The organism is Burkholderia sp. BC1 (genome assembly GCF_052683555.1).
Window position 1 is genome coordinate 24,060 of the sequence record NZ_JBQYLP010000022.1, and the last position, 23,077, is coordinate 47,136.

General features: G+C 67.9%; 22 protein-coding genes. 16 read left to right on the forward strand and 6 right to left on the reverse strand.

Annotated features, from left to right (window positions below; all coding sequences use genetic code 11):
- Nucleotides 1-57 precede the first annotated feature (57 nt).
- Nucleotides 58-1,416, reverse strand: a complete 1,359-nt coding sequence (locus tag ACSHSS_RS13190; RefSeq protein WP_261532471.1) for an aspartate aminotransferase family protein — start codon at nt 1,414-1,416, stop codon at nt 58-60.
- A gap of 334 nt (nt 1,417-1,750) precedes the next feature.
- Between ACSHSS_RS13190 and ACSHSS_RS13195 the strand changes: the two genes are divergently transcribed.
- Complete coding sequence (locus ACSHSS_RS13195) at nt 1,751-3,748, forward strand: glycoside hydrolase family 28 protein (protein WP_261532470.1); 1,998 nt, start codon at nt 1,751-1,753, stop codon at nt 3,746-3,748.
- 55 nt (nt 3,749-3,803) lie between these two features.
- Here ACSHSS_RS13195 and ACSHSS_RS13200 read toward each other — a convergent pair whose 3' ends face one another.
- Nucleotides 3,804-4,310, reverse strand: coding sequence for a GNAT family N-acetyltransferase (locus tag ACSHSS_RS13200; RefSeq protein ID WP_261532469.1), 507 nt, complete (start codon nt 4,308-4,310; stop codon nt 3,804-3,806).
- Nucleotides 4,311-4,697: 387 nt separating this feature from the next.
- Nucleotides 4,698-5,348, reverse strand: coding sequence for an outer membrane lipoprotein (locus ACSHSS_RS13205; protein WP_006397478.1), 651 nt, complete (start codon nt 5,346-5,348; stop codon nt 4,698-4,700).
- A 342-nt stretch (nt 5,349-5,690) separates the two neighbouring features.
- Between ACSHSS_RS13205 and ACSHSS_RS13210 the strand changes: the two genes are divergently transcribed.
- Nucleotides 5,691-6,890, forward strand: coding sequence for an amidohydrolase family protein (locus ACSHSS_RS13210; RefSeq protein ID WP_261532468.1), 1,200 nt, complete (start codon nt 5,691-5,693; stop codon nt 6,888-6,890).
- 91 nt (nt 6,891-6,981) lie between these two features.
- Nucleotides 6,982-8,166, forward strand: a complete 1,185-nt coding sequence (locus ACSHSS_RS13215; protein WP_261532467.1) for an amidohydrolase family protein — start codon at nt 6,982-6,984, stop codon at nt 8,164-8,166.
- Nucleotides 8,167-8,240: 74 nt separating this feature from the next.
- Here ACSHSS_RS13215 and ACSHSS_RS13220 read toward each other — a convergent pair whose 3' ends face one another.
- Nucleotides 8,241-9,101 carry a LysR family transcriptional regulator gene (locus ACSHSS_RS13220; RefSeq protein WP_261532466.1) on the reverse strand — a complete coding sequence of 287 codons (861 nt, stop codon included), beginning with the start codon at nt 9,099-9,101 and terminating at the stop codon, nt 8,241-8,243.
- A gap of 463 nt (nt 9,102-9,564) precedes the next feature.
- Between ACSHSS_RS13220 and ACSHSS_RS13225 the strand changes: the two genes are divergently transcribed.
- Entirely contained in the window at nt 9,565-10,350 is a 786-nt protein-coding gene (locus tag ACSHSS_RS13225) for an ABC transporter substrate-binding protein (protein ID WP_006397473.1), read from the forward strand.
- A 32-nt stretch (nt 10,351-10,382) separates the two neighbouring features.
- Nucleotides 10,383-11,234 (forward strand): phytanoyl-CoA dioxygenase family protein, encoded by an 852-nt coding sequence (locus tag ACSHSS_RS13230; protein WP_006397472.1) that lies wholly within the window; start codon nt 10,383-10,385, stop codon nt 11,232-11,234.
- A 48-nt stretch (nt 11,235-11,282) separates the two neighbouring features.
- Here the strand turns inward: ACSHSS_RS13230 and hutC are convergent, their stop codons facing one another.
- Both hutC and ACSHSS_RS13240 read right to left on the reverse strand, forming a co-directional pair.
- The gene (hutC, locus tag ACSHSS_RS13235) at nt 11,283-12,020 is read right to left on the reverse strand and encodes a histidine utilization repressor (protein ID WP_059841081.1); all 738 of its coding nucleotides are present in this window, start codon (nt 12,018-12,020) and stop codon (nt 11,283-11,285) included.
- Nucleotides 12,021-12,062: 42 nt separating this feature from the next.
- Nucleotides 12,063-12,827, reverse strand: coding sequence for an SDR family oxidoreductase (locus tag ACSHSS_RS13240; protein ID WP_261532465.1), 765 nt, complete (start codon nt 12,825-12,827; stop codon nt 12,063-12,065).
- Nucleotides 12,828-13,094: 267 nt separating this feature from the next.
- Between ACSHSS_RS13240 and ACSHSS_RS13245 the strand changes: the two genes are divergently transcribed.
- The 11 genes from ACSHSS_RS13245 to ACSHSS_RS13295 all read left to right on the forward strand — a co-directional run bounded on the left by ACSHSS_RS13245 (nt 13,095) and on the right by ACSHSS_RS13295 (nt 23,039).
- Complete coding sequence (locus tag ACSHSS_RS13245; RefSeq protein ID WP_006397469.1) at nt 13,095-13,802, forward strand: YceH family protein; 708 nt, start codon at nt 13,095-13,097, stop codon at nt 13,800-13,802.
- 62 nt (nt 13,803-13,864) lie between these two features.
- Nucleotides 13,865-14,995 (forward strand): 3-deoxy-7-phosphoheptulonate synthase, encoded by a 1,131-nt coding sequence (locus tag ACSHSS_RS13250; protein WP_006415916.1) that lies wholly within the window; start codon nt 13,865-13,867, stop codon nt 14,993-14,995.
- Nucleotides 14,996-15,237: 242 nt separating this feature from the next.
- The gene (locus tag ACSHSS_RS13255) at nt 15,238-15,666 is read left to right on the forward strand and encodes a PRC-barrel domain-containing protein (protein WP_006397467.1); all 429 of its coding nucleotides are present in this window, start codon (nt 15,238-15,240) and stop codon (nt 15,664-15,666) included.
- Between the two features lie 646 nt (nt 15,667-16,312).
- Nucleotides 16,313-17,449 carry a muconate/chloromuconate family cycloisomerase gene (locus tag ACSHSS_RS13260; RefSeq protein WP_445545065.1) on the forward strand — a complete coding sequence of 379 codons (1,137 nt, stop codon included), beginning with the start codon at nt 16,313-16,315 and terminating at the stop codon, nt 17,447-17,449.
- A gap of 34 nt (nt 17,450-17,483) precedes the next feature.
- Nucleotides 17,484-17,774: a muconolactone Delta-isomerase gene (gene catC / locus ACSHSS_RS13265; protein WP_006407850.1), complete on the forward strand. Its 291-nt coding sequence runs from the start codon at nt 17,484-17,486 to the stop codon at nt 17,772-17,774.
- Nucleotides 17,775-17,839: 65 nt separating this feature from the next.
- Nucleotides 17,840-18,775: a catechol 1,2-dioxygenase gene (catA, locus tag ACSHSS_RS13270; protein WP_012216239.1), complete on the forward strand. Its 936-nt coding sequence runs from the start codon at nt 17,840-17,842 to the stop codon at nt 18,773-18,775.
- Between the two features lie 93 nt (nt 18,776-18,868).
- Nucleotides 18,869-20,227, forward strand: coding sequence for a Rieske 2Fe-2S domain-containing protein (locus ACSHSS_RS13275; RefSeq protein ID WP_006397462.1), 1,359 nt, complete (start codon nt 18,869-18,871; stop codon nt 20,225-20,227).
- Nucleotides 20,224-20,712, forward strand: a complete 489-nt coding sequence (gene benB, locus ACSHSS_RS13280; RefSeq protein WP_006397461.1) for a benzoate 1,2-dioxygenase small subunit — start codon at nt 20,224-20,226, stop codon at nt 20,710-20,712. The genes ACSHSS_RS13275 and benB overlap by 4 nt, the downstream gene beginning before the upstream one ends.
- Nucleotides 20,713-20,747: 35 nt before the next feature.
- On the forward strand, nt 20,748-21,776 hold the full coding sequence (gene benC, locus ACSHSS_RS13285) for a benzoate 1,2-dioxygenase electron transfer component BenC (RefSeq protein ID WP_445545066.1): 1,029 nt from the start codon (nt 20,748-20,750) through the stop codon (nt 21,774-21,776).
- Nucleotides 21,773-22,549 (forward strand): benzoate diol dehydrogenase BenD, encoded by a 777-nt coding sequence (gene benD / locus ACSHSS_RS13290; RefSeq protein ID WP_006412144.1) that lies wholly within the window; start codon nt 21,773-21,775, stop codon nt 22,547-22,549. The genes benC and benD overlap by 4 nt, the downstream gene beginning before the upstream one ends.
- A 91-nt stretch (nt 22,550-22,640) precedes the next feature.
- A complete protein-coding gene (locus ACSHSS_RS13295; protein ID WP_006397454.1) occupies nt 22,641-23,039 on the forward strand; it encodes a RidA family protein in 399 nt (132 codons plus the stop codon).
- Nucleotides 23,040-23,077 lie beyond the last annotated feature (38 nt).

Consider the following 23,077-nt stretch of genomic DNA (forward strand, 5'->3'; position numbering starts at 1 on the left):
CGCAATCCGGTGACCGACGACGGACCGGCCGCGCGTGTCGTCGCGCGGTTCGAGCGCTCAGGTCAGCTCGCTCAGGCACGCGTCGAACGCGGCGACGAGCCGGTCGACGTCGTCGGCCGTCGTCTGCGGGCACACGAGCATCATGTTGTGGAACGGCGTGATCAGCACGCCGCGGTTCAACAGGTAGAGATGCACGATGTGCTCGAGCTCGCTGTCGAGCTGCGCGCCGGCGAGCGTACCGTTGCGCGGCGGTGCCGGCGCGAACTGAAACTCGGTGCGCGCGCCGATGCGCGTCACGCACCACGGCAGCGCGTGTTTCGCGATCGTCTGCTCGAGCCCTGCCGCGAGGCGCGCGGCGAGTTCGAACATGTGCGCATACGCGGCGTCGGTCGCGACTTCGGCGAGCGTCGCGCGCATCGCATGCATTGCGAGCATGTTCGCCGTCAGCGTCGTGCCTATGCCCGAATGGCCGGGCGGCGCGTTCAGCTTCGCCTGCTTCGCGCGTTCGGCGAATTCGGCGCTGAATCCGTACACCGCGCACGGCACGCCGCCCGCGATCGGCTTGCCGACCACGAGCACGTCGGGCTCGAGATCGTGCGCGACCGCGTAGCCGCCGGGGCCGCTGCTGATCGTGTGCGTTTCGTCGATCACGAGCAGCGTGCCGTGGCGGCGCGTGAGCGCGCGCGCCTCGCGCCAGAAGCCGGGCTCGGGCAGCACCATGCCGATGTTCGTCATCGCGGGTTCCGCGATCACGCACGCGACGTCGTCGTGCTTCAGCGCTGCTTCGAGCGCGTCCAGATCGTTGAATTCGACGACACGCGTGTTCGCGAGCAGGTCGTACGATTGCCCGAGCAGGCTGTCGCGCTGCACCGGGCGGCCGTCGACGAGATCGACGAAGACGTCGTCGACGGTGCCGTGATAGCAGCCGTTGAACACGACGATCGTGTTGCGACCCGTCGCGGCGCGCGCCCAGCGCAGCACGAAGCGGTTCGCGTCGCTCGCGCTCAGCGCGAACTGCCAGAACGGCAGGCGGAACCGGCGCGCGAGCTCGCGCGACACCCACGCGGCATCCTCGCTCGGCAGCATCGTCGTGTAGCCGCGTGTCGCCTGCTCGGCGAGCGCGCGGGCGACCGGCTCGGGCGCATGGCCGAACATCGCGCCCGTATCGCCGAGACAGAAGTCGACGTAGCGGTGCCCGTCGACGTCGGTAAACGTCGCGCCGCGCGCCTCCTTCACGTACAGCGAAAACGGTGTCGACCAATCCTGCATCCAGTGCAACGGCACGCCGAAAAGCAGATGCTCCGCCGCTTCCGCGGACAGCGCGCGGGAAATCGGCATGGCTTCGGTGAACGCGCGACGCTCGCGGTCGAACAGCGCGCGGGCGCGGGTGAGGTCGACTCCGTGGCGGGAAGACAAGTGCGGCTCCTGGTTGTGAAGGAGCAGACACGATAGCGCGCGCGGCGGGCCGCTGAACAGGGGGCGGAATCACGGGGGCGGAGAAGACGCGGCGCGCGCCGCGGGCGACAGTTTGTGCGCATAAACATACGACAACGTATGTCAACGCGACGGAAACTGCCAACGTGAGTCGGCGCACACATTAGACAGAAATCCGGAGATAAGCAGGGTAAACGACAAATACATCGAACGCGCTATTCGCGACTAGACTGCTTCAAGTAGTACGACGACGTATGAATAATCGGCGTGCCCGCCCGGCGCGTCGCCCGCCCTCTATCGACTTGAAGGAGTGTCCATGGCCGCTGCCCGCCGCCGTCCGTCTTCGTCCGTTCGTTCGCGCTCGCTAAAGCGCCTGTCGCGCCGCGCCTTCCTCGGCTGGACCGGCGCACTGGCCGGCGGCACGGTGCTCGGCGGCCCGCTCGCGGCCACGCGCGCCTGGGCCGGCAACCTGCCCGCGTCGTCCGCGGTCGACCTGATCTGGGGCGAGCACGGCGCGGCCGCCCGGATCGCCGCGTCGCTCGCGCACGTGTCGCGGCTTGCATTCCGCGCGCGCGACTTCGACGTCACGCATTACGGCGCGCGTCCGTGCGCGACGGTCCCGCAAACGTCGCCGTACACGAACGTCGCGAAATCGCCGGTGAGCCCCGGTGCCGACCGGACGACGGCGCCCGGCGCCTTCGACTCGCGTCCGGCGTTTCTCGCCGCGATCGACGCGTGCGTGCGCGAAGGCGGCGGCCGCGTCGTCGTGCCGCCCGGCAACTGGTATTGCGCGGGTCCGATCGTGCTGCAGAGCAACGTGAACTTCCATCTGAGCGCAAACTGCACGATCTATTTCAGCCCGAACCCGGCCGACTGCGCGAAGGACGGCCCCGTCGACTGCGGCGCGAACGGTCGGCTGTACTACAGCCGCTGGCAGGCGAACGACTGCCTGAACTACGGCGCGCCCGTGTACGCGCGCAACGCCGTGAACATCGCGCTGACCGGCGAAGGGCCGACGTCGGTGCTGAACGGGCAGGCGATGACGCCGTTTGCCGGCAGCGGCAACGACAGCGTGTGCTGGTGGACGTACAAGGGCTCGTCGGGCGCGTACGGCGCGGCGTCGTCGGTGCCGAGCCAGGCGTATCCGAATCCGAACAACCTCGATCTGCGGATCGTCGCGCCCGGCATCTCCGATGCGCTGTACGCGATGCTGACGTCGCCCGTCACGCCGTGGCAGCAGGACCAGAACTATCTGCCCGCGCTCTCGGAAGCCGGCGTGCCGGTCGACAAGCGCATCTTCGGGCTCGGTCATTATCTGCGGCCGTGCATGGTCGAATTCATCGGCTGCACGAACGTGCTGATGGAGAACTACCAGACGCAGAACACGCCGTTCTGGCAGCACCATCCGACCGCGTGCCGCAACGTCGTGATCCGCGGCGTGACGACCAACAGCATCGGCCCGAACAACGACGGCTTCGATCCGGACGCATGCACCGACGTGCTCTGCGAGGACTGCACGTTCAACACCGGCGACGACTGCATCGCGATCAAGTCCGGCAAGAACCGCGACACCGAGTACGGGCCGGCGAAGCGGCATCTGGTGCGCAACTGCACGATGAACAGCGGTCACGGCGGGATCACGCTCGGCAGCGAGATGGGCGGCGGCGTCGAGCAGATCTACGCGACGAACCTGTCGATGCTGAACGCGAACTGGCAGACCAATCCGCTGAACATCGCGATTCGCGTGAAGACGAACATGAATCGCGGCGGCTACGTGAAGGACTTTCACGTGAAGGGCGTGTCGCTGCCGAACGGCGTCACGCTGAAGGGCGGCGGCTACGGCAGCGCGCTGCTCGCGGGCAGCCCGATCAATGCGAGCGTGCCGCTCGGCGTCGTGACGCCGGCCGCCGGCAATCCGTCGGCCGCGCAAGGCGGGATCGTCACGTTCGACTGCGACTATCAACCGGCGAACGACGCGGTGCGCACGCGGGCGCCGGTCGTGCAGAACGTGACGATCGCCGACGTGACCGCGCGCAACGTGACGCTGAACGGCGTGACCGCATCGTGCTTTCAGGCGATCGTCGCGCAGGGGCCGGTCGCGTTCGACTACAACGGCGCGTCGCCCGCCCCGACCGTGCAACCGATCGCCGGCGTAACGATCAGCAACTGCGATTTCGGCACGCCGGTCGCATCGGGCACGCCGACCGTCACGTCGCCGGGGCCGATCTATGCGTTCAACGTGAGCGGGATGACGCTGCGCAACGTCGTGATTACCGGGCAGACGGTCAACACGACGATCACCGATTCGCGTTGATCGTGGCAGCAAGAAGCGGCGCGCGCGATCTCGCGCTGCGCGCCGCTGGCGCCGATCATGCGAGCCGCTTCACCATGTGGTGCTCGTCGTAGAACCGACCGTCGACGCACAGAGAGCGCGGCTCGGTGCCGAACCGCTCGAAACCGAGCGACGCATAGAGCCGTTCCGCGGTCGCGTTGAATTCATTCACGCACAGCATCAGTTGCGCGCATTGCCACGCGTGTTCGGCATGCCCGATCGCGTGTTCGAGCAACGACTGTGCGATGCCGCGGCCGCGATACGCGGCGTCGACATACACGCCCCAGATCGTCGCCTTGTGCGCGACCTTCGCGTGCGCGTCGCGTCGCACGCCCGTGCTGCCGATCAGCGTCTCGCCGTCGAACGCGCCGAACACGGCTTGCGTGTGCGTCGGCGTGATTTGCGTCGCGAAGGTTTCGACCGGCACGGCCGCGACTTCGTCTTCGGTCGGCAGGAAGGACGTCGGCGACGTGCGGATCGCGGCAAGGCGCAGCGACTGGAACGGGGCCGCGTCGGCGGCGTCGAGCAGGCGGATCGTGATCATCGGTCGGTATGCGCGCAAGCGCTTCGAATGTCGGGGGGCGCTGGCCGATGTGCGGCAGCGAATGTCGATGCTAAGCGAAAACGCACGCGCATGCTGAGACGTTGCGCGATTTCGATGCGGCTTGGCGATGGAGACGGTGCGGGAGGGCGGTTCGGACGGCGGCGTGGCGCGCGCCATGGTTCGGCGATGCGTGGCGTGAACGATGCCGATGTGAAAGCGGCTTATGCGTGTTGCGTATTGCGTGCCGCATGTCGCGCGCCTCGATGCCTCAACGGCGACCGATGCCCGCGAAGCGCGCAAGCGACCGTGCCGGGTTGCGGCACGGCCGTGAAGATTCATCGTTGCGCACGCAACCGATCGGCAGACCGGTCGCACGCGATCGGGACATCAGTAGCGCGACAGCTGGCTGCCGTTGATCTGTACGCGATCGCCGGGGCGCAGGTCGCCCGGCGACTGTACGTCGAACGAGCGCATCGAACCGTCGCTGACCTGCACGTCGATCCGATAGCCGCTCGGCGCCTGCTGCGCGCCCATCTGCTGACCGATCTGATTGCCCGCAACGGCGCCGCCGAGCGCGCCGATCACGGTGGCCGCATCGCGGCCGTGACCGCGGCCGATCTGATTGCCGAGCACGCCGCCGATCAGCGCGCCGACCACGGTGCCCGCGACGCCGGACGGGCCGACCGCGCTGTTGATCGGACGGATGTTCGCAACGGTCCCGTACTGCGTGCCGTAGCCGTTCTGGTACTGGCCGCCATACTGGTTCCCGTACTGATTGCCGTACTGGTTCCCGTACGGCTGCGACCCGTACTGCTGCTGCGAGTCGTACGGCTGGTTCGGATACGCGGGCTGCACGTAGCCCGGTTGCGTGTAAGCGGGTTGCGCATAGCCGGGCGTCGCATATTGCTGCTGCTGCGGGTAGCCGGGCTGCGCACCGTACGGACCGTAGCCGGGCGCGACGCACGCGGTCAGCGGAAGCGCCGCGACGGCGACGAGCGACGCAAACAGGACGGTCTTCTTGGAAGGCAGGCGCATCATGGGGTTTCCTGAATCGGCAACGTGTTCGCCGACGGATTCCGGGACGGAGGCGAACTGGGCGTGAGTATAAGGAATGGCCCGATGCGCGTCCGGTGCGGCCGGGTAACAACGTGTAAAGTCTGTTGCGGCGTCGCTCCACGCGCGGGCTGCGGGCCCCGCCGGCCGCATGCGCGCCCTCGCCCATGCATCGCGAAATCGAATGCGCGGCATCGTGACATTTAATTGGCCTCGCGGCGCGCGGTCCGCTATCGTGGCCGCACCCCATTCACGGTCGCGCCGCACCGGTCCGACGTTTGCCGTTCGCCCCGGCGTCGCGCCGCGACCTTCGCCCTATCACGAACGATGACCGACCGCCTCTTCACCCATGCCGTCGACGCCGACGGCCAGCCCCTCGAACTGCTCGTGCGCGACGGCCGTTTCGTCGCAATCGGCCGCGACTGCGGCGCCGCGCCCGGCACGGAAACGATCGATCTCGATGGCCGTGTCGTATTGCCCGGCTTCGTCGACGGCCACATTCATCTGGACAAAAGCTTCGTCGGCGACCGCTGGGTGCCGCACGAACCGGTCGACTCGCTGCGCGAGCGGCTCGCAGTCGAGAAGCGTCAGCTCGCCGCCGCGCCGCCGATCTCCGAGCGCGCGCATGCACTGATCGCGCAGGCCGCCGCATTCGGCACGGTCGCGATGCGCAGCCATGTCGACGTCGACGCGACGACGGGCCTCGCGAACCTGCACGCGGTGATGGCCGCGCGCGAACGGTGGCGCGGCATCGTCGACATCGAGCTCGTCGCGTTTCCGCAGGCCGGCGTCGTGTCGTGCGCGGGCACGGCCGAGATGCTCGACGCGGCCGTGCGCGAAGGCGCGGACGTCGTCGGCGGCATCGATCCGACGACGCTCGACGGCGATGCGGACGGCCAACTCGACATCGTGTTCGGCATCGCCGAGAAGCGCGGCGTGAAGATCGATATTCATCTGCACGAGCCGGGCGACACCGGCATCGCACAACTGCTGCGGATCGCGGCGCGCACGCGTGCGGCCGGCCTCGGCGGGCGCGTGAACGTGAGCCACGCGTATGCGCTCGGCCAGGTCGGCGCCGACGTCGTCGCGCGCACCGCGGCCGCGCTGGCCGACGCCGGCGTGTCGATCATGACGAACGCGCCCGGCGACTGCGCGTTTCCGCCGGTGCTGGCGTTGCGCGATGCGGGCGTGCACGTGTTCGCGGGCAACGACAACATTCGCGACGCGTGGTGGCCGTACGGCAACGGCGACATGCTGCAGCGCGCGATGCTGATCGGCTATCGGTCGGGCTTCTATACCGACGACGCGCTGCGCATCGCGCTCGACATGGCGACGCACGCGGGCGCACGCGCCATCGGCCGCGCACACTACGGGCTCGCGGTCGGCTGCGACGCAACCTTTGTCGCGGTGCGCGCGCCGAATGCGGCGGCGGCCGTCGCCGGCGTGCCGGCCGAGCGCTGGGTCGTGCGCCGCGGCGAAAGCGACCGCGGTGCGCCGTACGCGCCCGCGCTCGATTTCGCGCGATGATGATGCCGACCGCGCGCGCATCGCGCGCCGTCAGCTTGCACTGCAGCCGTTCACACGGCGCCCGCCTCCACACCGACCGCACGAGATCGACATGACCGCCTTGCTGATCCGCAATGTCCGCACGGGCGCCGACGACGCGCTCGACATCCTCATCGAAGGCGACCGCATCGCGCGCACGGGCCCGTCGCTCGATGTGCCGCCCGGCTGCGCGATCGAGGAGGGCGCCGGTGCGATCGCGCTGCCGGGCCTCGTCGAAGGCCACACGCATCTCGACAAGACGCACTGGGGCATGCCGTGGTATCGCAACGCGGTCGGCCCGCGCCTCGTCGATCGCATCGAGAACGAGCGGCACTATCGCGCGACGAGCGGTCACGATGCCGGCGCGGCATCGCTCGCGCTCGCGCGCGCGTTCCTCGCGGCCGGCACGACGCGGATCCGCACGCACGTCGACGTCGATACCGATGCGGGGCTGCGTCATCTGCATCGCGTGCTCGACACGCGCGAGACGTTGCGCGGCCAGGTGGAGATCCAGATCGTCGCGTTTCCGCAGTCGGGCGTGCTGAAGCGGCCGGGCACCGACGCGCTGCTCGCCGACGCGCTCGCGGCCGGCGCCGATCTGCTCGGCGGCCTCGATCCGTGCGCGATCGAAGGCGACCCGGTAAAAGCGGTCGACGTGCTGTTCGGGATCGCGGAGCGCCACGGCCGCGGGCTCGACCTTCATCTGCACGAGCGCGGCTCGATGGGCGCGTATTCGCTCGACCTGATCCTGCAGCGCACGGCCGCGCTCGGCATGCAGCACAAGGTGACGATCAGCCACGCGTTCTGTCTCGGCGACCTCGCGGAACGCGAGCGCGATGCGCTGCTTGTGCGGATGGCCGAGCTCGGCGTCGCTGTCGTCACGACCGCGCCGGCCGCGGTGCCGGTGCCGTCGGTCCTCGCGTGCCGCGCGGCCGGCGTGACCGTCATCGGCGGCAACGACGGCGTGCGCGACACGTGGACGCCGTACGGATCGCCCGACATGCTCGAGCGCGCGATGCTGATCGCGATGCGCAACGACTTCCGCCGCGACGATGCGCTCGAAGTCGCGCTCGAATGCGTGACGCACGGCGCCGCGCGCGGCTGCGGCTTCGACGCTTACGGGCTGCAGCCCGGCGCGCGCGCCGACGTCGTGCTCGTCGATGCAATGACGCTCGCGGAGGCCGTGGTCGCACGGCCGGTGCGGCGGCTCGTCGTGTCGTCGGGGAAGATCGTCGCGCGAAACGGCGCGCTGGTCTGACCGGCGCACGGCGGTGCGCGGCGGCACGTGTGTGGCCGCATACCGCCGCGCATGCCGCGCATGCCGCGCGCAGCTTACTGCTCGTGTTCGAGCATGTCTGCGAGCGCCTTCGTCAGCTCGCGCACCATCGGATCGGCGGTCGGCCGATGCAGGATCGCGACGTCCATGTTCTCGATCGGCGCGAAGCCTTGCGTCGCGGTCAGCACGACATGCTCGGCCGTCACCGCGCGCGCGGGCAGCACGCTTATCCCGAGCCCATCGGCGACGGCCGCCTGGATGCCGCTCAGGCTCGACGTCGTGAACGCGATGCGCCAGCGGCGGCCACGCGCCTCGATCGCCTGGATCATGTCGTCGCGATAGAGCCCGCGCGGCGGAAACGCGACGATCGGCAGCGGGTCGAGATCGATCGACGGATGCTTCGCGCTGTCGATCCAGCGCAGTTTCTCGGGCCAGCGCGCGACCGCTTCGCGGCTGTCGCGCCGCTGCTTGATCAGCACGAGATCGAGTTCGCCGTGATCGTACGCGGCGCTGACGTCGCGGCTCAGCCCGCACGTCACTTCGAGTTTCACTTGCGGATGGGCGCGCTTGAACGCGGCGAGCGCGTGCGTCGTGCGGCCCGCCGCGAAATCGTCCGGCACGCCGAGCCGGATGGTGAGCGCCACCGTCGCGCCGGCCAGTACTTCGAGCATCTCGTCGTTCAGCGCGAGCATGCGCCGCGCATAGCTCAGCACGGTCACGCCCGCATCGGTCGGCCGCACGTCGCGCGTGCCGCGATCGAGCAGACGATGCCCCGCGATTTCCTCGAGCCGCCGCACCTTCTGGCTCACCGTCGACTGCGTCGAGTGCAGCCGCGCGGACGCGGCCGTAAAGCTGCCGCAATCGGCGACCATCACGAGCGCGCGAAGCAGGTCGAGGTCGAACAAAGGTCTATTCATTTCTGCACTTCTGGTGGGGCGAGCATTGCGTTTCCGAATGCGGAGGACGACTTTTAACATGCGGCGCCACGCCGGGCAATCGCGGTTTCGCCGGAGCGGGCATGATTGACCATGGGCGGTATAGACATCCGTCGCGAACCGGCAGCCAGAAAAAAACCGACGACGGGACTGTCGAACAGCGGACAGGGTAAACATGGAAACTGCGTGCAAGTACCGCCGAATTTCCGACCAACAACGCGCATCCATCCGGCTTCCTGCGTGCGACCGATCACTCGTCGCACACAGCCGCGTGCAAGCGCGTCGCTCCTGTCTTGCGCACGGAAAATCAGCGGTCTAGACTGCATCGCACGTCATCGAAATGCCGTGTTTCGCGCATCACACCGCGCCGGTATTCGTATCCGGCGCGGCGTATCCACCGGACGTCGCGCGCCCGCGCGCCGCGTCGAGACCCAGAGGATCTGCCATGAACCGGATTGCCAAGCTTCTCGCCACCGCACTCGCCTGCGCGCCGCTCGTGTCGTTCGCGCAGGACACGTCGACGATCCGCTGGGGCATCGACCCGACGTATCCGCCGTTCGAGGCGAAACAGCCGGACGGCTCGTTGACCGGCTTCGACATCGACCTGCGCGACGCGATCTGCGCGCAGCTGCATGCGAAATGCGTATGGGTCGAGCAAAACTTCGACGGGATGATTCCGGCGCTGCGCGCGCGCAAGTTCGACGTGATCATGTCGGCGATGACGGCAACCGAAGAACGGCTGAAGCAGATCGACTTCTCGAACAAGCTCTACGCGTCGCCGGCCGCGCTCGTCGCGCCGGCCGGCTCGAAGCTGCAGTCGACGGCCGCGTCGCTCGCGGGCAAGCGCGTCGGGATCATCCAGGGCACGACGCAGGACATGTACGCGAAGGCCGAATGGGCGCCGAAGGGCGTGACGATCGTCACGTACCAGAACCAGGACCAGGTGTATCAGGATCTCGTGAACGGCCGCCTCGACGCGACGTTCCAGGACAAGACGCAGGCCGGCTATTCGTTTCTGAAGACCGAGCGCGGCAAGCACTTCGCGTTTGCCGGCGACGACATCACCGATTCGCGGATCACGGGCTTCGGCGTCGCGATGGGGCTGCGCAAGGGCGATGCGGCGCTCAAGGCGCGTTTGAACGACGCGATCGCGGCGATCCGCGCGAACGGCACCTACCAGAAGATCGCCGCGAAATACTTCGACTTCGACATCTACGGCGCGAAGCAGTAAGCGGCGCGCATTCAACCGACTGCAGGCAGACCATGACGACGAGCATCTCCGAGCGTGTCGCGCAAGCCGTGACGCCCGACCTGATCGAAGCGTTCCGCGCCGAGGGCGCGGTATGCATCCGCGGCATTTTTTCGCCGGACGAAGTGGCCGCGCTGCGCGCCGGCATCGACGAGAACCTCGCGCATCCGAGCGCACGCGCGAAGGTCGCGAGCCGGCCCGACGATCCGGGCTGGTTCTTCGAGGATTTCTGCAACTGGCAGCACAACGACGCGTATCGGCAGTTCATCGTGCGTTCGCCGGCGCCGTCGGTCGCGGCCGCGCTGATGGGCACCGCGACCGTGCGGCTGCATCACGACCATCTGCTCGTGAAGGAGCCCGGCACGCGACAGCGCACGCCGTGGCATCAGGATCAGCCGTACTACAACATCGAAGGCGACGACAACGTCAGCATGTGGATTCCCGTCGATCCGGTGCCGCTCGAGTCGACGCTCGAGTTCGTCGCGGGCTCGCATCGCGGGCCGTGGCTGATGCCGCGCACGTTCATGGACAAGGAAGCGAAATGGTTTCCGGAAGGCAGCCTCGCGGACTTGCCGGACATCGAGGCCGACCGCGCCGCGTTCCCGATCCGCCGCTGGGCGCTGGAGCCCGGTGACATGGTCTGCTTCCGGATGCTGACGCTGCATGCGTCGGGCGGCACGCGCAACCGGCGGCGCGCGTTCTCGATCCGCTTCGTCGGCGACGACATCCGTCACGCGCCGCGTCGCTGGAAGACGTCGCCGGACTTCCCCGGTCTCGCCGACGAACTGCCGGACGGCGCGCCGCTCGTGCATCCGCTGTTTCCGGTCGTATGGTCGCGCGATGCGGGGCAGGCGAGCGCGATCTGAACGCGAACGCGAACGCGATGCGTGCGGCGCCCGCACGGCCGCGTGCGCTCAGGTCTGGCGGCGTCCCGCGCCGGGCTTGAAGCGCGAACCGAGCCGATAGCGGTTGCCCGGATGCAGGAAGTGCACGAACGTGACGGGCAACCCCTTCGTCCATGTGCGGCGCGTGAGCGTCAGGCACGGTTCGTCCGCGCGCATGTCGAGCAGCCGCGCCTGCTCGGCCGTCGGCAGCGACGCGTCGACGACGTGCTCGATCTCGAGCTCGTCGTGCGACACGTTGTTGTACAGATACTCGGACGGCGGTTCCTGGCCGAAGTCCTGATCGATGAACGCGGGCGCGGCGGCGGGGTTCACGTAGCGATCCTCGAGCTGGATCGGGCGGCCGTTTTCCTCGTGCACGCACACCACATGAAACACCGGCGTATTGACCGGCAGCCCGAACGCCGCGGCGACGTCGAACGACGCCGGCTCGCGCGACTGGCTCAGCACGCGGCATCGGTACGCGTGCCCGCGCGCGCGGATCTCGTCGCGGATATGCGCGATCATCAGCAGGTTCGACTGCGGCTTCGATTCGGCGACGAACGTGCCGACGCCCGCGATCCGCTTCAGCACGCCTTCCTCGGTCAGTTCGCGCAGCGCGCGGTTGACCGTCATGCGCGCGACGCCGAACTGCGCGGCGAGATCGAGTTCGGACGGAATGCGGTCGCCCGGCCGCCATTCGCCCGCTTCGGTTTTCTGGCGAACGAGCGTCTTGATCTGCTGGAACGGCGCGGTGGTCTTCATGACCATCGGGAAACTCTCGGGCAAAGGCGATCGACGGATTCTAGCGGATCAGGCGGGCGGCAGTTCGCGCACGTCGGCCGTCGGCGTCGCGCCGAACGCGTCGCTCAGCGCGTAGCGGATCAGCTGTCGCGCGGCCGCCTCGGGCGTCGACAGCGCGCCGCTCGCCTTCAACTGCTCGAACTTGTCGCGCATCGGAAAGCGGTCGTCGCCGGTTGCGCGGATCGTCGCCTGCATGCCGGTGTCGACGACGCCCGGCGCGACGCTGCCAATCCGCAGCGCACGATTCGCGTCGAGCGCGACCGCGCGCGCATGGTGATCGAGCGCGGCCTTGGTCGCGCAATAGACGCTCCAGCCCGCGTAGGCATTGCGTGCGGCGCCGCTCGACACGTGCACGATCCGGCACTCCGTCGGCGCCGAGACGGCCTGCGCGAGCGCGGCCGACAGCATCAGCGGCGCCGCGACGTTGAGGTTGACCGCGCGTGCGACCGTATTCGCGTCCTGCACGTCGAGCGGGCCGATCGGATCGACGATCCCCGCATTGTTGAACAGCAGCACGAGCGATGCGCCATCGACGAAGCGTCGCAGCGTATCGCCGGCGAGCCACGCGGCGACGGCGGCCGTGTCCGACAGATCGAGCTCGATCTCGGCGAACGGCGCGTGCGACGCGGCCGCGAGCGACGGATGACGGCTGCGCGACACGCCGAGCACGGCGATGCCCTGATCGAGCAATTGCGTGGCGAGCGCGGCGCCGAGCCCGCGCGTATGACCGGTGACGATGGCGCGCACGTTCGGTGCGCTGGCGGATGAAGTCATGTCGGTGAACGATGAAGAACGTGGAGCGCGCACGCGCGGCGGCGTCGCGCGAAAACGAAACGGTACGCGGCGCGCGCCGGGCGGGGCTGCGTCGCGTCGTGGATATCCGGATGAACGGCTATCGTAGCGCCGCACCGCGCGACGCGCAAACGGCGGCACGCGTGCCTGCGCGAGCGCGCTTCGCCGCGAGCTATCATATGCGTCACCCGTCCGCCTGCCGGACGCGCACCGAACCGATTCCTCTCTGCTGCTGCCGCGACGCCACTCATGAACACCACGCCGGACACGCCCACGCCACGCGCCCTTCGCGAACTCACGCCCCTCGAGGCCCGCATTCTCGGCGTGCTCGTCGAGAAGCAACACACGGTGCCGGATACCTATCCGCTGTCGCTGAATGCGCTGACCGCGGGCTGCAACCAGAAGACCGCGCGCGCGCCGGTGATGAACGTGACCGACGACGAAGTGACGACGGCGCTCGACGCGCTCAAGCATCTGAGCCTCGTGTTCGAGGGCAGCAGCAGCCGCGTGCCGCGTTTCGAACACAACCTGAACCGCGTGCTCGGCATTCCGAGCCAGGCGATCGCGCTGCTGACGGTGCTGATGCTGCGCGGCCCGCAGACGGCGGCCGAGCTGCGGCTGAACAGCGCGCGGCTGCACGGCTTCGCGGACATCTCGTCGGTCGAGGCGTTTCTCGACGAACTCGCGACGCGTGAGCCGCCGCTCGTCGTGCGGCTGCCGCGCGCGCCGGGCGCACGCGAGAACCGCTGGATGCATCTGCTGTGCGGCGACGTCAACGTCGGCGAATTCGCGGGCGCGGACGGCGGCGGCGCGGAGGCCGTGGCGCCGTCCGAGTTCGAGGCGCTGAAGGCGGAGCAGAAGCGTCTCGCGGACGAAGTCGCGCGGCTGAACGCGCTGGTGCGCCGCATGGCGTCCGAACTCGGGATCGACGCCGACGCGCCGGGCGACGCGAACTGACGCCCGACGCGGGTGCCATAATCGAGCCTGCCGATCCATCCAGACGCCCGCGGAGAATCCCCATGCAGAAGCTCGACAATCCCACGCACGATCGCGAGGTCGGCGTCGCCGACGCGACGCTCGATACGACGCGCATCGACGACGTCCGTATCGGCGCCGTGCGTCCGCTGATTTCGCCGGCGCTGCTGCTCGACGAACTGCCGGTGCCGGCGGCCACGCAGACGCTCGTCGAAGACACGCGCAAGGCGATCGGCGACATCCTGCACGGCCGCGACGACCGGTTGCTGCTCGTCGTCGGCCCGTGCTCGATCCACGATCACGACCAGGCGCTCGACTACGCGCGCCGCCTCAAGGCCGCCGCCGATGCGCTGAAGGACGATCTGCTGATCACGATGCGCGTGTACTTCGAGAAGCCGCGCACCACGGTCGGCTGGAAGGGCTACATCAACGATCCGCGTCTCGACGGCAGCTTCCGCATCAACGAAGGGCTGCGCGCCGCGCGGCAATTGCTGCTCGACATCAACGCGCTCGGCCTGCCCGCCTCGACCGAATTCCTCGATCTGCTGAGCCCGCAGTACATCGCAGACCTGATCGCGTGGGGTGCGATCGGCGCACGCACGACCGAGAGCCAGAGCCATCGTCAGCTCGCGTCGGGCCTCAGCTGCCCGATCGGCTTCAAGAACGGCACCGACGGCGGCGTGCAGGTCGCGTCGGACGCGATCGTCGCCGCGCGCGCGAGCCATGCGTTCATGGGGATGACGAAGATGGGCATGGCCGCGATCTTCGAGACGCGCGGCAACGACGACGCTCATGTGATTTTGCGCGGCGGCAAGAACGGCCCGAACTACGACGCGGCGCACGTCGACGCGAGCTGCGCCGTGCTGCGCGCGGCGGGCCTGCGCGAGCAGGTGATGGTCGACTGCTCGCATGCGAATTCGAACAAGTCGCACGAGCGGCAGATCGACGTCGCGCAGGATCTCGCGCGCCAGCTGTCGCAAGGCGAGCACCGCATCGTCGGCGTGATGATCGAGAGCCATCTCGAAGCCGGCCGTCAGGATCTGAAGCCCGGCGTGCCGTTGAAGTACGGCGTATCGATCACCGATGCATGCCTGAGCTGGGCGCAGACCGAACCGGTGCTCGACGTGCTCGCCGAAGCCGTGCGTCATCGCCGCGTGTTCGCGCGCAACGCGTGACGGTGCACGCGCACTGCGACATCGTGCTCGCTGCAGCGCTTTCGCGCAGACGCTAACATGGGCCGTGCGACGTATCGACGGCCCGCGATGCCGGCCCGGTCGATACCTGCACGCGGCGGCGCGGCCGTGCCGCCGATCCCTCGGCGAAGCCCGGCGTCGCGACGGCGGTCCGTATCGCGGATGGCCGGCGCGGTCCGGGTTTTGCTGCCAGAAGCGTTCCTCAATCAACGGAGCAAACAAGCATGGCGTTCTACAAGACCCTCGTCGCAGTGGCCGTCCTCGCATCGAGCGTGAGCGCGCACGCGCAGATCGCCGGCGCGCAGCCGCTCAGCGTGACCGTCGAGCAATCGCAGGCGCTGCTGGAAGGCTGGAGCGTGAAGAAAAGCGTGCTCGGCAAAGCCGTCTACAACGATCAGAACCAGAAGGTCGGCACCGTGCGCGACCTGATCGTCGCACCCGACGGCTCCGTGTCGGCGGCGATCGTCTCGGCCGGCGGCTTCCTCGGTGTCGCCGCGCACGACGTCGCGGTGCCGATCGCGTCGCTCGACGTGCGCAGCGGCAACATCTATCTGCCGGGCGCGACGAAGGACGCGCTGAAGGCGACGCCGGCATTCCAGTACGCGAAGGTGCCGTCGCCGCCGAAGCCGAAGAAGGTCGACGACAAGCACTGATCCTCGCGCGTCCGCGTGCGCCCGTGGCGTGATGCGCCGCGTGTCGCGCGCCGGGCGCCACGCGTGCGGCGCCGGTCTGCACGCGCGTCCCGCGACGTCGCGGCGATTGCCCTGCATCGAGCCCGCCGTCGTCCGCCGCTCCCTGTCCTCTCCTCCATGCCGCTTGCGGCGACGCAAGCGACGCGATCGCGTGCGCGACGTCGTCGCGCGCACCGCGACGGCCGAGCGGCATGCGCGCGCATTCCTGCTGCACCTTCACCGATTCGATTCAGGCCGCTGGCGGCGCCATCGACTCCGCGAGCCATGCGATTGCCGTCGGACCGGCTGCGCCGGTGCCGCGATTTCCCCTCAGGAAAACCCTGATCGCGCATCGTCGAGCGCGTTTTTTCCTGCCGCTGCGAGCCATCGGACCGGCGCCGTCCGGCGCGTCGCCGCCGCGCCTGCCGACTTGTCGCGAACCTCGCTCCGACGCGGCTCCCCGGTCGTCCGACCAATCTTGTGAGGTATGGAAAACACGGTCATTCCGATGCGGCGCCGAATATCGAATACCTGACAGGTATGGATAGGGGTGCCCAAAAGTATTGGACGCTGCATTTGGGCGAGACGTATAAATCGCTCCAAGCACTCCACATACACGACGTATCCCATGACCCCGATCACCATCGAACGCATCGAAACCCGGCTCGTCGATCTGCCGACGATCCGTCCGCACAAGCTGTCGGTCGCGACCATGCACGGCCAGACGCTGATGCTGGTGAAGGTGTTCTGCAGCGACGGCGTGACGGGCATCGGCGAAGGCACGACGATCGCGGGGATGGCTTACGGCCCGGAAAGCCCCGAAGCGATGAAGCTCGCGATCGACACGTACTTCGCGCCGGCGATGATCGGCCGCGACGCGACGCGCATCCAGGCGCTGATGGCGTATGTCGGCAAGCTCGTGAAGATCAACCATTTCGCGAAAAGCGCGCTCGAAACGGCGCTGCTCGACGCGCACGGCAAGCGTCTCGGCGTGCCGGTGAGCGAGCTGCTCGGCGGACGCCGCCGCGAGCGCCTGCCGGTCGCATGGACGCTGGCATCCGGCGACACCGCGCGCGACATCGACGAGGCCGAGCACATGCTCGACGTGCGCCGGCACAACGTGTTCAAGCTGAAGATCGGCGCGAAGGCGCTCGATGCCGACATCCGCCACGTCGCCGCGATCAAGAAGGCGCTCGGCGATCGCGCGGCGGTGCGCGTCGACGTGAACATGGCGTGGAGCGAGACGCAGGCCGCACGCGCGCTGCCGGCGCTCGCGGACGCCGGCTGCGAACTGGTCGAGCAGCCGGTCGCATCGGCCGCCGCGCTCGCACGGCTGATGCGCCGCTTCCCCGTCGCGCTGATGGCCGACGAAATCCTGCAGGGCCCGGACAGCGCGTTCGACATCGCGAAGCAGCACGGCGCCGACGTCTTCGCGATCAAGATCGAACAGAGCGGCGGGCTGTTCGCCGCGCAGCGCGTCGCGACGATCGCCGATGCGGCCGGCATCGAGCTGTACGGCGGCACGATGCTCGAAGGCGCGGTGAGCACGGTCGCGTCCGCGCATCTGTTCGCGAGCTTCGCGAACCTGCAGTGGGGCACCGAGCTGTTCGGGCCGCTGCTGATCACCGAAGAGATTCTCGCGACGCCGCTCGACTACAGCGAGTTCGAGCTGACCGTGCCGAGCGGCCCGGGCCTCGGCATCGAGCTCGACGACGAGAAGGTCGCGCGCTTTACGCGCGACGGGCTGACGAAGGTCGTCCGCTAACTGAATTCCCCACACACGTATCAGGATCATCACGATGCTTTTCCACGTACGCATGGACGTCAATCTGCCGGCCGACATGCCGGCCGGCGTGGCCGACGAGATCAAGGCGCGCGAGAAGGCGTATTCGCAGACGCTGCAGCGCAGCGGCAAGTGGCGCCATATCTGGCGCGTGGTCGGCGAATACGCGAACTACAGCATTTTCGACGTCGCGGACAACGCCGAGTTGCACGACATCCTGACGCAGCTGCCGCTGTTTCCGTACATGAAGATTTCGGTGACGCCGTTGTGTCGCCACCCGTCGTCGGTTCGCGAAGACGACGTCTGAGCCGGCCGCGCGATGCCGCGCGAGCGCCGGTCGATTTTTCCTAAAACACACGTGGAGACACCATTATGAGCGTCAAGGTATTCGATACGAAGGAAGTGCAGGATCTGCTGAAGGCCGCCGCGAACCTGAACGGCGACGCCGGCAACGCGCGCTTTCGCCAGATCGTGCATCGTCTGCTGAGCGACCTGTTCAAGGCGATCGACGATCTCGACATCACGCCCGACGAAGTCTGGGCCGGCGTCAACTATCTGAACAAGCTCGGCCAGGACGGCGAAGCGGCGCTGCTCGCGGCCGGCATCGGGCTCGAGAAGTATCTGGACATCCGGATGGATGCGGCCGACCGCGCGGCCGGCCTCGACGGCGGCACGCCGCGCACGATCGAAGGGCCGCTGTACGTCGCAGGCGCGCCCGTGCGCGACGGCGTCGCGAAGATCGATCTCGACGACGACGCCGACGCGGGCCCGCTTGTGATCCGCGGCACCGTGACGGGCACCGACGGCAAGCCGCTCGCCGGTGCGCTCGTCGAATGCTGGCACGCGAATTCGAAGGGCTTCTACTCGCACTTCGACCCGACCGGCGCGCAGACCGCGTTCAACCTGCGCGGCGCGGTGCGCACCGATGCCAACGGCAAGTACGAATTCCGCACGCTGATGCCGGTCGGTTACGGCTGCCCGCCGCAAGGCGCGACGCAGCAGCTGCTGAACGGGCTCGGCCGCCACGGCAACCGCCCGGCGCACGTGCACTTCTTCGTGTCCGGCGACGGCCATCGCAAGCTGACCACGCAGTTCAACATCGAAGGCGACCCGCTGATCTGGGACGACTTCGCTTACGCGACGCGCGAGGAACTGATTCCGCACGTGGTCGACAAGACCGGCGGCGCCGCGCTCGGCATGAAGAGCGATGCGTACAAGGAAATCGAGTTCGACATCGTACTGACGCCGCTGCTCGACGGTCGCGACAACCAGGTCGTCCATCGTCCGCGCGCGTCCGCCGACGCGTAACGCCCCGGCGCCGCGGCGGCGCTGCGCCGCGCGGCTCCCGCGACCCCTCTTTCGACACCGATGCACGCCGGCGCGTGCATGGGAGGAACCACCATGTCCGCCAATTTCGACCAAGCGAACGCACTCGACCAACTGCTGTCGTCCGCCGTACAGGACGACAAGGCCGCCGGCCTGTACCGCTGCCGCCGCGACATCTTCACGAACGACGCGCTGTTCGAGCTCGAGATGAAGCACATCTTCGAGCGCAACTGGGTGTATCTCGCGCACGAAAGCCAGATCCCGAACAACAACGATTACTACACGACATGGATCGGCCGCCAGCCGATCGTGATCACGCGCGACAAGAACGGCGAGCTGCATGCCGTGATCAACGCGTGCGCGCACAAGGGCGCGATGCTGTGCCGCCGCAAGCATGGCAACAAGGGCAGCTTCACGTGCCCGTTCCACGGCTGGACGTTCTCGAACAGCGGCAAGCTGCTGAAGGTGAAGGACGAGAAGACGACCGAGTATCCGGTGCAGTTCAACACGAACGGCTCGCACGACCTGAAGAAGGTCGCGCGCTTCGAGAACTATCGCGGCTTCCTGTTCGGCAGCCTGAATGCCGACGTGCTGCCGCTCGAAGACTATCTCGGCGAAGCGCGCGTGATCATCGACCAGATCGTCGACCAGGCGCCCAACGGCCTCGAAGTGCTGCGCGGCAATTCCTCCTACATCTACGAGGGCAACTGGAAGATGCAGATGGAGAACGGCTGCGACGGCTATCACGTCAGCACCGTTCACTGGAACTACGCGGCGACGATGGGCCGGCGCAAGGAAGACGGCACGAAGGCGGTCGACGCGAACAGCTGGAGCCGCTCGGTGGCCGGCGTGTACGGCTTCGACCACGGCCACATCCTGCTGTGGACGAAGACGATGAACCCGGAAGTGCGTCCCGTCTACCGGCACCGCGACGAGATCCGCGCGCGCGTCGGCGAGGTGCGCGCCGATTTCATCGTGAACCAGACGCGCAACCTGTGCGTGTATCCGAACGTGTTCCTGATGGACCAGTTCAGCACGCAGATTCGCGTCGTGCGGCCGCTCGCCGTCGACAAGACCGAAGTGACGATCTTCTGCTTCGCGCCGAAGGGCGAAAGCGCGGAAGACCGCGCGCTGCGCATCCGCCAGTACGAGGACTTCTTCAACGTGTCGGGCATGGGCACCGCGGACGATCTCGAGGAGTTTCGCGCATGCCAGGCCGGCTATGCGGGCATCACGTCGCTGTGGAACGACCTGTCGCGCGGCGCGCCGCTCTGGATCGAAGGGCCGGACGAGAACGCGACGAAGATGGGGCTGAAGCCGCTGATCTCGGGCGAGCGCAGCGAAGACGAAGGGCTGTTCGTGTGCCAGCACGAATACTGGGTGCGCGTGATGCGTGACGCGCTGAAGCAGGAACGCGAGGAGGCGCTGTCATGAGCTTCGATTACCACACCATCTGCGCGACGCTGTACCGCGAGGCGCGCCTGCTCGACGATCGTCAGTGGGACGAGTGGCTGACCTGCTACACCGACGACGTCACGTACTGGATGCCCGCGTGGGACGACGACGATCGCCTGACCGACGATCACGAAAGCCAGATCTCGTTGATGTACTACCCCGATCGCGGCGGCCTCGAGGATCGCGTGTTCCGCATCAAGACCGAGCGCAGCGGCGCATCGACGCCGGAGCCGCGCACGAGCCACAGCGTGACGAACGTCGAGGTGCTGGCCGAACGCGGCGACGAAGTGGACGTGCGCTACAACTTCCACACGCTCAATCATCGCTACCGCGTGACCGACCATTTCTTCGGCACGATGTTCGTCACGCTGCGCAAGGTGGGCGACGCGCTGCTGATCTCGTACAAGAAGATCGTGCTGAAGAACGACTACATCCGCCAGGTGCTCGACGTCTATCACGTCTGATGCCTGATATCGAAAACGGAATGGAGGAGCGTTCCATGTCCAGCTACAAGATTGCACTGAACTTCGAGGACGGCGTCACGCGCTTCATCAAATGCAAGGCCGGCGAGAAGGTGCTCGATGCGGCATTTCGCGCACGCATCAACCTGCCGATGGATTGTTCGGACGGCGTATGCGGCACCTGCAAGTGCCGCGCCGAAAGCGGCCGCTACGACCTCGGCGACGACTACATCGACGACGCGCTGACCGAGGACGAGAAGGACGAAGGCCTCGTGCTGACGTGCCAGATGGTGCCGCAGAGCGACTGCGTGATCGCGGTGCCGACGTCGTCGACGGCGTGCAAGACCGGCAACAGCCGGTTCGCGGCGACCGTCGCGAAGATCGAGCCGCACAACGACGCGGCGATCGTGCTCGAACTCGACATCGACACGGCCGCCGACGCACCGGTGTTCCTGCCGGGCCAGTACGTGAACATCGACGTGCCGGGCAGCGGTCAGCATCGGTCCTATTCGTTCTCGTCGGCGCCCGGCGAGACGAAGGTCAGCTTCCTGATCAAGAAGATTCCGGGCGGCGTGATGAGCAGCTGGCTCGAAGCGGCGCAGCCGGGCGACAAGCTCGACCTGCACGGGCCGCTCGGCAGCTTCTATCTGCGCGACGTGCAGCGGCCGTTGCTGTTCCTCGCGGGCGGCACGGGGCTCGCGCCGTTCCTGTCGATGCTCGAAGTGCTCGCGCGCGCCGGGTCGCAGCAGAAGATCCATCTCGTCTACGGCGTCACGCGCGATCTCGATCTCGTGCAGGTCGGCGCGATCGACGCCTACGTCGCGAAGCTGCCGAACTTCAGCTACGCGACGGTGGTCGCCGACGAGGCGTCGAGCCACCCGCGCAAGGGCTGGGTTACGCAGCACATTCCGGCCGACGCGCTGAACGACGGCGACGTCGACGTCTATCTGTGCGGCCCGCCGCCGATGGTCGATGCGGTGCGCAAGCATTTCGACGATACGGGCGTGAAGCCGAACAGCTTCCACTACGAGAAGTTCACGCCGAACGTGACGGCAAAGGCGGCATGACCATGCAACGATTCGCTGGCAAGACCCTCGTCGTCACCGGCGCCGCGCAGGGGATCGGCCGCGGCGTCGCGCTGCGCGCCGCGGCCGAAGGCGGTCAAGTGCTGTTCGTCGATCGCGCCGAGTTCGTCGCCGACGTGGCGGCCGAAGCGGGCACCGACCGCGCGGCCGGCTTCGTCGCCGATCTTGAAACCTACGAAGGCGCGCGCGCGACGATGGCGTTCGCCGCCAGCCGGTTCGGCGCGATCGACGTGCTGATCAACGGCGTCGGCGGCGCGATCCGGATGCGTCCGTTCGCCGAATTCGAGCCCGCGCAGATCGACGCCGAGATTCGCCGTTCGCTGATGCCGACGCTCTACGCGTGCCACGCGGTGCTGCCGTATCTGCTCGAACGCGGGCGCGGCACGATCGTCAACGTGTCGTCGAACGCGACGCGCGGCATTCGCCGCGTGCCGTACTCGGCCGCGAAGGGCGGCGTCAATGCGCTGACGCAGGCGCTCGCGATGGAATACGGCGAGCACAACATTCGCGTCGTCGCGACGGCGCCGGGCGGCACGACCGCGCCGCCGCGCCGTGTGCCGCGCAATGCGGCCGGGGACAGCGAGCAGGAGCAGGCGTGGATGAGCGAGGCGGTGAAGCAGGTCACCGAATCGACGTTCTTCAAACGCTACGGCACGCTCGACGAGCAGATCGCGCCGATCCTGTTCCTCGCGTCGGACGAGGCGAGCTACATCACCGGCACCGTGCTGCCCGTCGCGGGCGGCGACAACGGCTGACGCGCACGCGTCATGCACGTACGCGCGCCGTCGAGCGACGGTGCGCATTCCATCATCGCAGCCGGCACATACGCCGGACGAGGAGACATCGATGCAGCAGCGCAAGGCCATCGTGCCCGCAGGAATGGAGGCCGTCTACGAACAGATCGGCTATGCACCGGCGATTCAGGTCGGCGACACGATCTATGTGTCGGGGCAGATCGGGCGCGACCGGTCGATGCAGCTCGTCGACGGCCGCGAGGCGCAGATCGTGCAGGCATTCGAGAATCTGCGCTATGTGCTCGAAGCGGCCGGCGCCTCGCTCGCCGACGTCGTCGATCTGACCACGTTCCATACCGACATGCGCGATCTGCCGCTGTTCATGCAGGTGCGCAACCGCTACTTCACCGCCGATCCGCTGCCCGCGTGGACGGCCGTCGGCGCGCACATGCTCGGCGGTGCGCCGGGCTACATCGTCGAGATCAAGGCCGTGGCGGTGTTGTCGCGCTGAGTGCGCGAGCGGCGTTCGACCACGACAGACAAAAAAAC